This is a genomic window from Nitrospirillum goiasense (genome assembly GCF_034427435.1).
Lineage (GTDB): Bacteria > Pseudomonadota > Alphaproteobacteria > Azospirillales > Azospirillaceae > Nitrospirillum.
The window spans coordinates 1,295,723-1,308,225 of the sequence record NZ_JAXQNP010000003.1 but is presented as its reverse complement, the minus strand read 5'-3'; the positions used below and the strand labels follow the sequence as shown (position 1 = coordinate 1,308,225).

Sequence of the window (12,503 nt, the reverse complement as noted above, 5' to 3'; positions counted from 1 at the left end):
CCAGGCTGATGTCGCCCTTCGGATCGACGGGCGCCTCGATAGCCTTGCTCATAGTCATCTTCCCCTGAGTCAGTTTGCCGTCGGACCCCTTATTATAAGGACGGGGTCCGTGACGGTGGTGTGTCAATAATCCTCGATACGGATCATGCGCGGGGTTTCCTGAACCGCGTCCAGGCCGCCAATGACGGCCAGGGCGCGCAACATCGCCACTTCTTCCGTATCGTGGGTGGTCAGCACCACCGGAACAGCCTCACCCGGCGCCCGGCCCCGCTGCAGGAACGACTCCATGGAGACGTTCTGGTCGCGCAGGGCTGCGGCGACGTCGGCGATGACGCCCGGACGGTCGACCACCATGAGGCGCACATAATACCGTCCGCGCCGCGCCGACAAGGGGGCAGGCGTCAGGGGTGCCAACTGGCTGGCGGGTACGGCGAAGGTCGGAGTCCGCCGGCCAATGGCGATATCCACCAGGTCGGCGACCACGGCGGAGGCGGTCGGCCCCGCCCCGGCGCCGCGGCCGACCAGCGCCACCTTGTCGGCGAAATCGCTGTCGGCGACCACGGCGTTGAACACGCCATCAGTCGCGGCGATGAGGGAGCCGACCGGCACCATGCAGGGGTTCACCCGCTGTTCGATGCCCGTGTCCGTGCGCCGGGCGATGCCCAGCAACTTGATGCGGTAGCCCAGCTGCCCGGCATAGTCGATGTCCAGGGCGGAGATGTGGCGGATGCCCTCCACCTGCACGTTGGCGAAGTCCACCCGCGTGCCAAAGGCGACGGAGGTGAGGATGGCCAGCTTGTGCGCCGCGTCCACGCCGTCGATGTCGAAGCTGGGATCGGCCTCGGCATAGCCCTTGGCCTGGGCCTCGGCCAACACCTCGGCGAAGTCGCGGCCGGTGGTCCGCATCTCCGTCAGGATGTAGTTGCAGGTGCCGTTCAGGATGCCGTGCACCTCGCGCACCTGGTTGGCGGCGAGGCCCTCGCGCAGGCCCTTGATGACGGGGATGCCGCCGGCCACCGCCGCCTCGAACGCCAGGGTCAGGCCCTGGGACTCGGCCTGGGTGGCCAGCGCCGTGCCGTGGTGGGCCAGCAGCGCCTTGTTGGCGGTGACGACATGCTTGCCATGGGCCAGCGCCGCCTCGACCGTACGGGCGGCGATGCCGTCCGACCCGCCGATCAGTTCCACCACCACATCGACCTGGTCGTCCGCCGCCAAGTCGACGGCGTTGTCGTACCAACGCACGGACGACAGGTCGACGCCCCGGTCGCGGCCGCGGTCGCGGGCGCTGACGGCCGTGACCACCAGCGGCCGGCCGCAGCGCCGGGCCAGCAGGTCGGCCTGGGTGGCCAGCACCGTCAGGACCCCGGCGCCGACGGTGCCAAGACCGGCGATGCCCACGCGCAACGGTGCCGTACCCATGCTTTCCCCCTTATCGACCGCAACCATCAGACTCAAATCACTTTTTTGGAGGCGGCTTCGCCACCGTTGCCGGTCCGGTGCAGGAAGCCCCGGATGTTGCGGCAGGCCTGGCGGATGCGCTGGACATTTTCCACCAGGCCGAAACGGACGTGCTCATCGCCATATTCGCCGAAGCCGATGCCGGGGGAGACGGCCACCTGCGCCTCCTGCAGCAGCAGCTTGGAGAATTCCAGCGAGCCCATGGCGCGGAAGGGTTCGGGAATGCGGGCCCAGACGAACATGGTGGCGTTGGGCGCCGGCACGTCCCAGCCGGCGGCGTCCAGCCCCTCGATCAGGGCGTCGCGCCGCGCCTTGTACATCTGGCGGATTTCCTCCACGCAGTCCTGCGGCCCGTTCAGCGCGGCGGTGGCCGCCACCTGGATGGGGGTGAAGGCGCCATAGTCGACGTAGGACTTGAACTTGGCGAGCGCGCCGATGAGCTTCTTGGAGCCCACGCCGAAGCCCACGCGCCAGCCCGGCATGTTGTAGGTCTTGCTCAGGCTGTTGAATTCCACCGTGATGTCGCGCGCCTCGGGGATCTGCAGCACCGACGGCGGCGGGTTGCCGTCGAAATAGATCTCGGCGTAGGCGATGTCCGACAGGATGTAGATGCCGTGCTTCAGGCACAGCTCGACGATGGGCTTGTAGAAGTCCAGGGTCACCGTCTGGGCTGTGGGATTGGCCGGGAAGCTGACGATGACGGCGATGGGCTTGGGCACCGAATGGCGGATGGCGCGTTCCAGCGTCTCCACGAAATTGTCCACGCCGTCCACCACCGGGATGTGGCGCAGCGCGGCGCCGGCCAGCATGAAGCCGAAGGGATGGATGGGGTAGGAGGGGTTGGGCACCAGGATGACGTCACCCGGGCTGGTGATGGCCTGGGCCAGGTTGGCCAAGCCTTCCTTGGAGCCGATGGTGACGCAGGCCTCCGTCTCCGGATCGATGTCGACATCGAATCGGCGCTTGTAATAGGCGGAGATCGCCTTGCGCAGGCCGGGGATGCCACGGGACATGGAATATCGGTGCGTCTTGGGATTGCGCACCGCCTCCACCAGCTTTTCCACGATGTGGGGCGGGGTCGGCTGGTCCGGGTTGCCCATGCCGAGGTCGATGATGTCCTCACCAGCCGCGCGAGCTCGCGCCTTCATCGCGTTCACTTCGGCGAACACATAGGGCGGCAGGCGCTTAATGCGGTGGAACTCTTCGTTCATGGGAGGATCTGTATCAATTCGGGGTGGAGGGAAGGCGAGGATCGCCGAAGGGTTTGTATCGCCCCGGCCGGGGCCGGGCGACAGCAATTTCCACAGGGCGGGCATCCCGTTTCAAGACATTTGCTTACAAGAACGCCCGCGCCGGCCTAATTTTCCGCCCCAATCCGATATAACGGATCAGTTCTGGGGGGTCTGGCTGGTGCCGTTGGCGGCGGGGGCACCAGCCTGGCTAGCGGCGGCGGGAGGGGCCGCGACCGGGACGCCGGGAACGGAATCGGGCACACGGCCCGGCACGGCCGGCGGGGCGCTGGGCACCACCGGCATCTTGCTCTGGCTGGGTGCCGCCGGGGAAGAGCTGCCGAACAGCGCGTTGGACGAGGAGGTGGCGCGCTGCACCGTCTGCTGGTCCGGGGAGCTCTGGTACTTGGTCAGATCCGTGGCGACGGAACCCGCCGCGGCACGATCGGCCAGCAGGGCGTCCACGTCCTTCTGCCGGGCGGCCGGATCGGGCACATCCTTGGGCCGTTCGGGCACGGAGGCCAGGTTGGGCCACACGTCCGGCGGCGGCCCGACGTGGCGTACCGGCCGTTCGCCCAGCAGCAACGCCTTGGAACTGGCATCGTTGGGCAAGGGCTCCGGATCCTCGGGGCCGTCATGGAACAGGGCCTTGGGCACCAGTTTGCCGGCGCACCCGCCCAAGCTCAGCACCGCCGCCGCCAGGACCAGCGCCCGCAGGCCGCGGCCGGCCAAGGCGCGCGGGCGATGGGCCGCCACCGGGCGACCAGCGGCGGAAGCGGAGCGATTGGGGCGACCGTCCTGGGTGCTTGCACCCGCGGGCCGTGCGTTAGCGTCGGTGAAAATCATGGCCGGATCGTGTATGAAATCCCCACGGGCCGCAAGCGCCGTCACCAGCCGTAACCCAGCCTTCTTACGGCGACGGAACGGCCGGATGGGGAGCGGGCGCCCTGCCTGCCGAACGGGCGGTTTCCCGCGGAACAGATCGCGTGGCCCCCGCTTCCGTCCTGGAACAGGTCCCCTGGTGATAGAGGCGAAGGAACAAGAAAGCATGGCCGATACCCCGCCCAAGCGTACCCGGTCCCCGCGTGTTTCCCGGTCCCCGAGTGTTTCCGAGACTGTCCCTCAGACACCGCCCCCCCCGAGAGCGACGGCGCCAAAGGCGGCCCCCAAGCCGACCTCGACGACGAACACCGTGAAGGCGGCCCCGGCCAAGCCCGCCGCCGCCAAGACCACCCCTAAGGCCGCCTCTAAAACCGCCGCGGCCAAGACCAAGGTGGTTCGCGCGGCCCCCATCGCCCCGCCCGTGCCGGGCGCGCCGCATCTGAAGGCCCACAAGAACGACTCCCAGGAGCCCCTGGCGCCGGTGCCGGTCGCCGGGGCGACGGCGGAAAAGGCCAAGGCCGCGCCCTCGGCGGTGAAGAAGCCCGCCAAGGCCGCAGCCGCCCCCGCCATCGCGGCGAAGGCGCCCCGCCGCAAGGCCGCCCCGCCGCCGCCCAGCGTGGTGATGCCCGCGGCGAAGACGCCCAGCATGGTGACGCCGGCAGCCGCGGCGCCGGACGCGCCCAAGCCGCCGCCCTTCACCCACGCCGCCCCGGAAGCGACCGCCAAAGCGCCCCCCCAGGCGGACACGGCACCGAAGACAGGGGTCAAGGAGGCGCCGGCCAAGGACGGCGAGGTCCGCCTGCCCGACCCGGTGGAAATGACCCTGGCCATGAACCGGATCGCGGAACAGGCGCAGCGCCTGGTGGCGGATTTCGTGGCCCGCCAGGCGCAGACACCGGCGGATGGCACGGCCGCGGCCGACCCCATGTCCATCGCTGCCCCCTTTGGCGCCGCCCCCTTTGGCGCCGCCTCCTTCAACAGCCTGCCGGCCAACCTGTCCAGCCTGGACCCGTTCAACCTGGGCGGCGCCTTCATGGAGATGACCGCCCGGCTGATGGCCGACCCCAACCGCCTGTTCGAGGCGCAACTGGGCCTGTGGCAGGATTACATGGCCCTGTGGCAGCGCACCGCCCAGCGCCTGCTGGGGGAGGAGGCGGCGCCGGTCATCAGCCCGGCCAAGGAGGACAAGCGCTTCCGGGACAAGTCCTGGGATGAAAGCGCCGTCTTCGACTTCATCAAGCAATCCTACCTGCTGACCGCCAAGTACGTGCAAACCGCCGTGCGCGGGGTGGAAGGGCTGGAGGGCAAGACCGCCAAGAAGCTGGATTTCTTCACCCGCCAGTTCGTGGACGCCCTGTCACCCACCAACTTCCCCCTGACCAATCCCGAGGTGTTGCGCGTCACGCTGGAGACGGGCGGCGATAACCTGCTGAAAGGCCTGGAAAACCTGCTGGGCGACCTGGAACGCGGCCGGGGCCAGCTGGCCATCTCCATGACCGACTATTCGGCGTTCGAGGTGGGGCGCAACATCGCCGTCACCCCGGGCAAGGTGGTGTTCCAGAACGACCTGATGCAGCTGATCCAGTATGCGCCGCTGACCGAGACGGTGCACAAGACGCCGCTGCTGATCATCCCGCCCTGGATCAACAAGTTCTACATCCTGGACCTGAAACCGGCCAATTCGCTGATCCGCTGGCTGACGGAGCAGGGGCACACCGTCTTCGTCATCTCCTGGGTTAATCCCAACGAGAAGCTGGCCGCCAAGGATTTCGAGGACTACATGGCCGACGGGCCGCTGGCCGCCCTGGACGCCATCAAGGACGCCACGGGCGAGGACGGCGTGAACGCCATCGGCTATTGCATCGGCGGGACCCTGCTGTCGGGCACCCTGGCCTACATGGCGGCCAAGAAGGACGCGCGCATCAAGAGTGCCATGTACCTGGTGACCCTGACCGACTTCACCGACGTGGGCGAGCTGTCGGTGTTCATCGATGAGGAACAGCTGGGCGCGCTGGAGTCCCGCATGAAAAGCCGGGGCTACCTGGACGGCCAGTCCATGGCCACCACCTTCAACATGCTGCGCTCGAACGACCTGATCTGGTCCTTCGTGGTCAACAACTACCTGCTGGGCAAGGACCCCTTCCCCTTCGACCTGCTGTACTGGAATTCCGACAGCACCCGCATGCCGCCGGCCATGCACAGCTTTTACCTGCGCAACATGTACCAGAAGAACCTGCTGGTCCGGCCGGGCGGCATTACCCTGAAGGGCGTGCCCATCGACCTGCGCACCATCAAGACGCCCACCTTCATGCTATCCACCCGCGAGGACCACATCGCGCCGTGGAAAAGCACCTACGCCGCCACCCAGCTCTATGGCGGGCCGGTTAAGTTCGTGCTGGCGGCCTCCGGCCATATCGCCGGCGTCGTCAACCCGCCGGCGGCCAACAAGTACAGCCACTTCCTGAACGACGCGCTGCCGGCCTCGCCCGACGACTGGCTGGCCGGCACCACCCAGGTACCGGGAAGCTGGTGGCCCGTCTACGCCGACTGGCTGAAACAATACGCCGGCCCGCAGGTGCCGGCCCGCACACCGGGCGACGGCAAGCTCAAGCCCATCGAGGACGCCCCGGGCAGCTATGTGAAGGTGCGGGTGGTGGAGTAAATACTGTTTATAGTGGCGGCCCGCTATTTTGCGGGCCGCCATTCAACGGAATCGGGGCAATGACCACAATGGATTCGCAGCTAGCCATTGAAACAATTAAGAAAAATAATGATGGAATTTACAATATATACGTTGGGTCAATAAGGAGGGATTTTTTAGGCGGAACGTTGATTGCCGTCTGCTTCGACAAATCAGATACCGAAAAGAATTTGATGAATTATGTTTTCATCAAGGATGGCGATTCCGAACTTATCCGTAATGATGTTTTATTATTAGATAGAATAAGATCTATAAAAATAAGAAAGAATATTTTAGAGACGCTTCTTCATTCCGATGGCGTCGCCGCAATAATAGCAGTGTCAATCATGTTATTGATTGGATATATAACAATTTCAGGAAGCCAAAAGGAAATACCCTCTGTATTGACAAATGCACTAACCGTCATACTTGGATTCTATTTCGGAAAGGCGACAAAAAACTAAATGCGCACCAAGGAAATTTAGCTCGCTCTGCGCTGGCGCCGGCGGAATTCGGCCACCTTGGCCTTGGTGCCGCATCCTTTCATGGAGCACCAGCGGCGGTCGCCGGCGCGGGACGTGTCGACGAAGAACAGGGTGCAGGCGGGTGACTGGCATTGCCGGATGGGCGCCCCGCTGCCGAACAGGTGCACCGCGTCGCGCGCCACCGTGGCGATGAAGGCCGTCATGGGGCCCGAGAGACGCACGCCCCCCGCCTGGGACAGGGCGGGTGTCGCCGCCGGCAGGGCGGCCACCTGATTCAGCATATCCAACGCCGAATCGAGGCCGCCACCGGGCGGGCCGCTGCCGCCATGCCAATGGACGGCCAAGTCATAGATCGCCTCGCGCAGGTGCCGCGCCAGCGCCAAATCCCCCTCATCCGCCGGCGGGGCCACGTCGGTCAGGCCAGCCGCCACCATCCAGCGCCGCACATCCTCCGGCGTCGCCAGCAGTTCCCGCGGCGCAGGCTTCAGTCGCGCCTGCAAGGTGGCTGGGAGGTCGATGGCCGGGCAGCCACCCCGGAAGCGGAAGCCGTCGCGCTCTTCCGCCAAGGGAGCATGGTGCAAGGGAGCATGGTGATGGTCGTCATGTCGCATGTAACCGTATTGACAGGTTTCACATCCCATGACAACCATCGCGCCACTGAAACCTGATAAACTGGTTACACAAGCGAGGGACCCTCCGATGCGTTGCGACAAGATGCTGCCCGTCCTGGCCCTGCTGGCCGCCTCCGTGGGCACCGCCCGGGCCGCCGACCTGCCCACACTGGAGGGCACCTGGGTGATGGACGCGGCCTATGAAATCCACGCCGATGGCAGCCGCACGACCAACTATGGCGAGCACCCGCTGGGCCTCCTGACCGTCAATTCGGCGGGGCGCTACAACATGCAGATCTTCCGGGTGGGCCGGCCCGCCTTCGCCAGCGGCGTAAAGACCCAAGGCACGGCGGAGGAGTATCGGCAGGCCGTCCTGGGCTCCAGCACCCACTTCGGCACCGTCCATATCGACCGGGAGCATCACCAACTGGTCTTCGACGTGCAGGCGGCCAGCTTCCCCAACTGGGAGGGCAAGCGCCAGGTGCGGGACTACACTTATGACGGCGGCCTGCTGAGCTATGGCGTGCCCGCCAGCGCCTCGGGCGACGGCACAGTGGCCTATTCGGTGTGGCGCAAGGCCCCGTGCCCCCCCAGCCGCGCGATAAGTGGCCGCAGGACAAGACACCATCCCCGCCCGGCCTTGTGAAGCCACCCCGAGTCGCTTACAACAGGGCCCCATGTCCATCCTGACGCCCTTCCTTTGCCTGTTCCTGCCCTTCCTGTTGGCGCTTGGCCTGACGGGGGGCGCCACCTGGTGGCTGAAGCGCCGCCAAGTCATGGACCGGCCCAATGAACGTTCCAGCCACAGCCTGCCCACGCCGCGCGGCGGAGGACTGGGTGTCGTGCCGGCGCTGCTGGGCGCCTGGGCCGTGACCGGCTTCATGGCGGGGGACATGGACACGCTGTGGCCCACCATCGCCGCCGCCCTGGCCCTGGCCGTCATTTCCTGGGCCGATGACCTGGGCGGGGTGCCGCCCGGCTGGCGCCTGCTGGCCCAGGTCCTGGCGGTGGCCGTCGGCCTATCCGCCCTGCCGTCGGAGTCCCTGGTGTTCCAGGGCTGGTTGCCGCACTGGCTGGACCGGCTGGTGGCCGGCCTGGCCTGGGTGTGGTTCGTCAACCTGTTCAATTTCATGGACGGCATCGACGGCATCAGCGCCGTGGAGACGCTGTGCCTGGGCCTGGGCCTGGCGGCGGCCTATTTCGCCGCCGGCCTGATGGGCTTCATGAGTTCCTACGCCCTGGCGCTGGCCGGCGTCGCGCTGGGCTTCATCGCCTGGAACTGGCACCCGGCCCGCGTCTTCCTGGGCGATGTCGGCAGCGTGCCACTGGGCTTCCTGTCCGGCTGGCTGCTGCTGCGCGCGGCCGGGGATGGGTTGTGGCTGCCGGCCCTGATCCTGCCCCTCTACTACCTGAGCGACGCCACCCTGACCCTGGCCAAGCGCCTGTGGCGGCGGGAACCGGTGTGGCAGGCCCATCGCCAGCACTTCTACCAGCAGGCGGTGCGCCGGCTGGGCCGGCACGACCTGGTGGCCCTGGCCATCCTGGCGGCCAACGCCGCCCTGGCCGCCAGCGCCATCCTGTCCTACAGCGACCCCCGCTGGGTGGCCCTGGCCCCCATCGCCGTGATCGGCCTGCTGGCCTGGATGGCGCACACCAAGACGGACCAAGCCAAGACGGGGTCAACGGCCCCGGCCAAGGGCGGCAGCGTCCCCTGATACGGAAGGTTCCGGCAGGTTCCCAGCCCAGCCTTGAGGTGAGCGGGGGGCCGGCCTTCAAAAATTTAAGTTTGCTTACGGGCGCAAATCGCCTAAATACAAATTTCGCGACGCACCCGCACGTGCCCCTGGCCCCTGGGTTTCGGTCATCGCCCGATGATCCCGTACCCTTGGATGGTTAAGCAACGACGTTAGGCGTCCTTTTTGAGCAGATCCGGCCGATGTGACTGGGCCGGGCCTTGAGAGGGAACCAACATCATGCTTTCCACCATAAAACGGGCGGTGAAGCGGTAAGCCCCTTCTGGTCCTGATGCGTCAGTTGACGCTTTGAGGTCTCAAGGTCGACAGATCGACCCGATGGCCCGGCAATCACGGCGCTAGACCAGATCATTCCCCTTCCCACCGACCGCTGCTGTTGAAACGGCCCTGGCCTTTGGCCTCGCCGTCAGTCTTCGCGGTCCCTGGATCAGCCGAATGATGCCGGCCCCCGTACGCCCGAGAGCGACGGGACGCGCCGGATAGGGGTTTAGCCATGGCCTATCGTTTCCGTTCCGCCGTTTCCCCGCTGCGCCGCGTGCGCGCCCAGTCCCTGCCCTCCGCCTTGCCGGTGGCGGCGCCCACCGTGGACAGCCTGGTCGCCAGCCTGGCCCCGGCGGAACCCATGCACTGCCTGCGTCCGCGCCAGGTGGCCGCCAACGCCCGCGCGTTCATCGCCGCCTTCCACGATGCCGTGGCCCAGGCCCTGGGCGATGGCGATCGCGGCACCGTCATGTACGCGGTGAAGTGCAACCCCGACCCCACCATGCTGCGCGCCCTGACCGAGGGCGGCCTGCGTCACTTCGACTGCGCCTCCCCCGCCGAGATCCGCCTGGCCCGCCAGATGTATCCGTCGGCGGCGGTGCACTACATGCATCCGGTGAAGAACCGCGCCGCCATTCGCGCCGCCTATTTCGAGCAGGCGGTGCGCGACTTCTCCCTCGACTCGGCCGATGAGCTGGCCAAGATCGTCGAGGTGGTGGCCGAGGGAGGCTCCAGGGGGGGCGTGCCCGGCGGTGAGGGCGTGGATGCCCGCCTGGACCCGGTGGCGGCGGATTTGGGCCTGGTGATTCGCCTGGCCATGCCCAAGGGCCAGGCCGCCTATGACCTGTCGGCCAAGTTCGGCGCCGCCTTCGATGACGCGGTGGCCCTGCTGCGCGCGGCGCGGCCGCTGGCCATGCGGGTGGGCGTCTGCTTCCACGTCGGTTCGCAGTGCATGGACCCGCAGGCCTACACCCGGGCGCTGGCCATCGCCGATGCCGTGGTGAAGGCCGCCGGCGTCGCCATCGACGTGGTGGACGTGGGCGGCGGCTTCCCCGCCCGCTACCCGGACATGGACCCGCCCCCGCTGGCCGATTACATGGCCGCCATCCGCGACGGCCTGGTGGCCATGAACCTGGCGCCCAACGTGCAGGTATGGTGCGAGCCGGGCCGCGCCCTGGTCGCCACCGGCGCCTCGGTCGTCGTCCAGGTGGAACGCCGCCGGGGCTCGGAGCTTTTCATCAATGACGGCGCGTATGGCAGCTTGGCCGACGCCGGCGCCTTGGGCATGCGCTTCCCCGTGCGCCTGATTCGCCAGAGCGGGGCCGAGACGCTGCAGGAATTCAGCTTCTGGGGCCCGACCTGCGACAGCGCCGATTACATGCGCGGTCCCTTCCTGTTGCCCGCCGACATCCGCGAGGGCGACTGGATCGAGATCGGGCAGTTGGGCGCCTACGGCGCCGCCTTGCGCACGGCGTTCAACGGCTTCGACCAGGCCCGCCTGGTGGAGGTCCGCGACGCCCCGCTGGTGGCGACCGCAGGCCTGGTCCCCGCCCCGGTTCGGCGGAATTCGCGATACGGCATATTGCGTCGCCGCATCGCTTGAGGCAAACACGGCGCTCTTAATTCAACAGAGGGGCCGGCGCCCGTGAAGGAACGCCGGCGAATTCGCGACAGCAACAGACGGTCGGTCAACCGTTGGTAAAGCCCGGAGAGTTAACTATGTCCCATTCCGTGAAACATGCCGCCATCCCCGGGCGACTTTATATCATCGGTTTCGGCAGTATCGGCCAAGGCGTCCTTCCCCTGGTGCTGAAGCACCTGGACATCACCGCCGACCGCATCACCATCATCACGGCCGACGCGCGCGGCCGGGACGAGGCGGCCCACTACCAGGTGGATTTCCAGATCCGCCCGCTGACCCGCGACAACCACCGCGACATCCTGGTGCCGTTGCTGCGCAAGGGCGACTTCGTCCTGAACCTGTCGGTCGACGTCTCCTCCCTGGCGCTGGTGGAGCTGTGCCAGGAGGCCGGCGCCTTCTACCTCGACACCTGCATCGAACCCTGGGTGGGCGGCTACACCGACCCCAGCCTGTCGCCGTCGCTGCGCAGCAACTACGCCCTGCGCGAAGCGGCACTGGAGCTGAAGACCCGCTACCCCGGCGGCCCCACGGCCGTGCTGACCCACGGCGCCAACCCGGGGCTGGTGTCGCACTTCATGAAGCAGGCGCTGCTGAACATCGCCCAGGACAATGGCCTGGACGTGGCCGTGCCCACCACGCGCGACGGTTGGGCACGCCTGGCCCAGCGCCTGAACATCAAGACCGTGCATGTGGCCGAGCGCGACACCCAGGTGGCCGACCGTCCGCGCGAGCGGGGCGAGTTCGTCAACACCTGGTCCATCGACGGTTTCGTCAGCGAGGGCTGCCAGCCGGCGGAACTGGGTTGGGGCACGCATGAGCGCCACTTTCCCGTGGACGGCCAGCACCACGACTTCGGCAGCCAGGCCGCCATCTTCCTGAACCGCCCGGGCATCAGCACCAAGGTGCGCACCTGGACGCCGATGGAGGGGCCCTTCCACGGCTTCCTGGTCACGCATAACGAGGCCATCTCCATCGCCGACTATTTCACGGCGCGGAACGAGGACGGCAGCGTCGCCTATCGCCCGACCTGCCACTACGCCTATCACCCCTGCGACGACGCCATCACCTCGATCCACGAGTTCGTGGGCAAGGGCTATGTGCAGCAGGAGCGGCAGCGCCTGCTCATGACCGAGATCGTCGACGGTATCGACGAACTGGGCGTGCTGCTGTGCGGCCACGAGAAGGGCGCCTACTGGTACGGGTCGCAGTTGACCGTGGCCGAGGCGCGCGAGCTGGTGCCCTACAACAACGCCACCAGCCTGCAGGTCTGCGCCACCGTCCTGGGCGGCATGGTCTGGGCCCTGGAGAACCCCACGCAGGGCCCCGTCGAGGCCGACGAGGTTTCGTTCGAACGGGTCATGGAAATCGCCACGCCCTACCTGGGCCCCGTGGTCGGCGTCTACACCGACTGGTCCCCCCTGGACGGCCGCGAAACCCTGTTCCCCGAGGACCTGGACCGCGATGACGCCTGGCAGTTCAAGAACGTGCGGGTGGTGTGAGG

10 protein-coding genes are annotated in these 12,503 nt (G+C 67.1%); 6 read left to right on the top strand and 4 right to left on the bottom strand.

Features of this window, described 5'->3' with window-relative positions; translation table 11 throughout:
- Window positions 1-123: 123 nt before the first annotated feature.
- From ULB03_RS20075 to ULB03_RS20065, 3 genes are all read right to left on the bottom strand, one after another.
- The gene (locus ULB03_RS20075) at window positions 124-1,419 is read right to left on the bottom strand and encodes a homoserine dehydrogenase (protein WP_322484863.1); all 1,296 of its coding nucleotides are present in this window, start codon (window positions 1,417-1,419) and stop codon (window positions 124-126) included.
- A 32-nt stretch (window positions 1,420-1,451) separates the two neighbouring features.
- Window positions 1,452-2,669 (bottom strand): LL-diaminopimelate aminotransferase, encoded by a 1,218-nt coding sequence (locus ULB03_RS20070; RefSeq protein ID WP_145729008.1) that lies wholly within the window; start codon window positions 2,667-2,669, stop codon window positions 1,452-1,454.
- 177 nt (window positions 2,670-2,846) lie between these two features.
- Complete coding sequence (locus ULB03_RS20065; RefSeq protein ID WP_322484862.1) at window positions 2,847-3,443, bottom strand: hypothetical protein; 597 nt, start codon at window positions 3,441-3,443, stop codon at window positions 2,847-2,849.
- 943 nt (window positions 3,444-4,386) lie between these two features.
- Here ULB03_RS20065 and ULB03_RS20060 point away from each other — a divergent pair.
- Together ULB03_RS20060 and ULB03_RS20055 are read left to right on the top strand one after the other, a co-directional pair.
- Window positions 4,387-6,231 (top strand): PHA/PHB synthase family protein, encoded by a 1,845-nt coding sequence (locus tag ULB03_RS20060; RefSeq protein WP_322485238.1) that lies wholly within the window; start codon window positions 4,387-4,389, stop codon window positions 6,229-6,231.
- Between the two features lie 59 nt (window positions 6,232-6,290).
- Window positions 6,291-6,713 (top strand): hypothetical protein, encoded by a 423-nt coding sequence (locus ULB03_RS20055; protein WP_322484861.1) that lies wholly within the window; start codon window positions 6,291-6,293, stop codon window positions 6,711-6,713.
- A 17-nt stretch (window positions 6,714-6,730) separates the two neighbouring features.
- Here the strand turns inward: ULB03_RS20055 and ULB03_RS20050 are convergent, their stop codons facing one another.
- Complete coding sequence (locus tag ULB03_RS20050; protein WP_322484860.1) at window positions 6,731-7,345, bottom strand: CGNR zinc finger domain-containing protein; 615 nt, start codon at window positions 7,343-7,345, stop codon at window positions 6,731-6,733.
- A gap of 88 nt (window positions 7,346-7,433) precedes the next feature.
- Here ULB03_RS20050 and ULB03_RS20045 point away from each other — a divergent pair, with 88 nt between their 5' ends.
- The 4 genes from ULB03_RS20045 (at window position 7,434) to ULB03_RS20030 (ending at window position 12,501) form a co-directional block, all read left to right on the top strand.
- Entirely contained in the window at window positions 7,434-7,991 is a 558-nt protein-coding gene (locus ULB03_RS20045) for a lipocalin-like domain-containing protein (RefSeq protein ID WP_322484859.1), read from the top strand.
- Window positions 7,992-8,022: 31 nt separating this feature from the next.
- Window positions 8,023-9,060: an MraY family glycosyltransferase gene (locus ULB03_RS20040; protein WP_322484858.1), complete on the top strand. Its 1,038-nt coding sequence runs from the start codon at window positions 8,023-8,025 to the stop codon at window positions 9,058-9,060.
- A gap of 532 nt (window positions 9,061-9,592) precedes the next feature.
- On the top strand, window positions 9,593-10,963 hold the full coding sequence (locus ULB03_RS20035; RefSeq protein ID WP_322484857.1) for a type III PLP-dependent enzyme: 1,371 nt from the start codon (window positions 9,593-9,595) through the stop codon (window positions 10,961-10,963).
- 116 nt (window positions 10,964-11,079) lie between these two features.
- Window positions 11,080-12,501, top strand: a complete 1,422-nt coding sequence (locus ULB03_RS20030) for a homospermidine synthase (protein ID WP_322484856.1) — start codon at window positions 11,080-11,082, stop codon at window positions 12,499-12,501.
- Window positions 12,502-12,503: the final 2 nt, after the last annotated feature.

Excerpts from the sequence above, each read along its gene's own strand:
- ULB03_RS20075 (WP_322484863.1), bottom strand. The coding sequence starts at position 1,419 with ATGGGTACGGCACCGTTGCGCGTGGGCATCGCCGGTCTTGGCACCGTC.
- ULB03_RS20070 (WP_145729008.1), bottom strand. The coding sequence starts at position 2,669 with ATGAACGAAGAGTTCCACCGCATTAAGCGCCTGCCGCCCTATGTGTTC.
- ULB03_RS20060 (WP_322485238.1), top strand. The coding sequence starts at position 4,387 with ATGACCCTGGCCATGAACCGGATCGCGGAACAGGCGCAGCGCCTGGTG.
- ULB03_RS20055 (WP_322484861.1), top strand. The coding sequence starts at position 6,291 with ATGACCACAATGGATTCGCAGCTAGCCATTGAAACAATTAAGAAAAAT.
- ULB03_RS20050 (WP_322484860.1), bottom strand. The coding sequence starts at position 7,345 with ATGCGACATGACGACCATCACCATGCTCCCTTGCACCATGCTCCCTTG.
- ULB03_RS20045 (WP_322484859.1), top strand. The coding sequence starts at position 7,434 with ATGCGTTGCGACAAGATGCTGCCCGTCCTGGCCCTGCTGGCCGCCTCC.
- ULB03_RS20040 (WP_322484858.1), top strand. The coding sequence starts at position 8,023 with ATGTCCATCCTGACGCCCTTCCTTTGCCTGTTCCTGCCCTTCCTGTTG.
- ULB03_RS20035 (WP_322484857.1), top strand. The coding sequence starts at position 9,593 with ATGGCCTATCGTTTCCGTTCCGCCGTTTCCCCGCTGCGCCGCGTGCGC.
- ULB03_RS20030 (WP_322484856.1), top strand. The coding sequence starts at position 11,080 with ATGTCCCATTCCGTGAAACATGCCGCCATCCCCGGGCGACTTTATATC.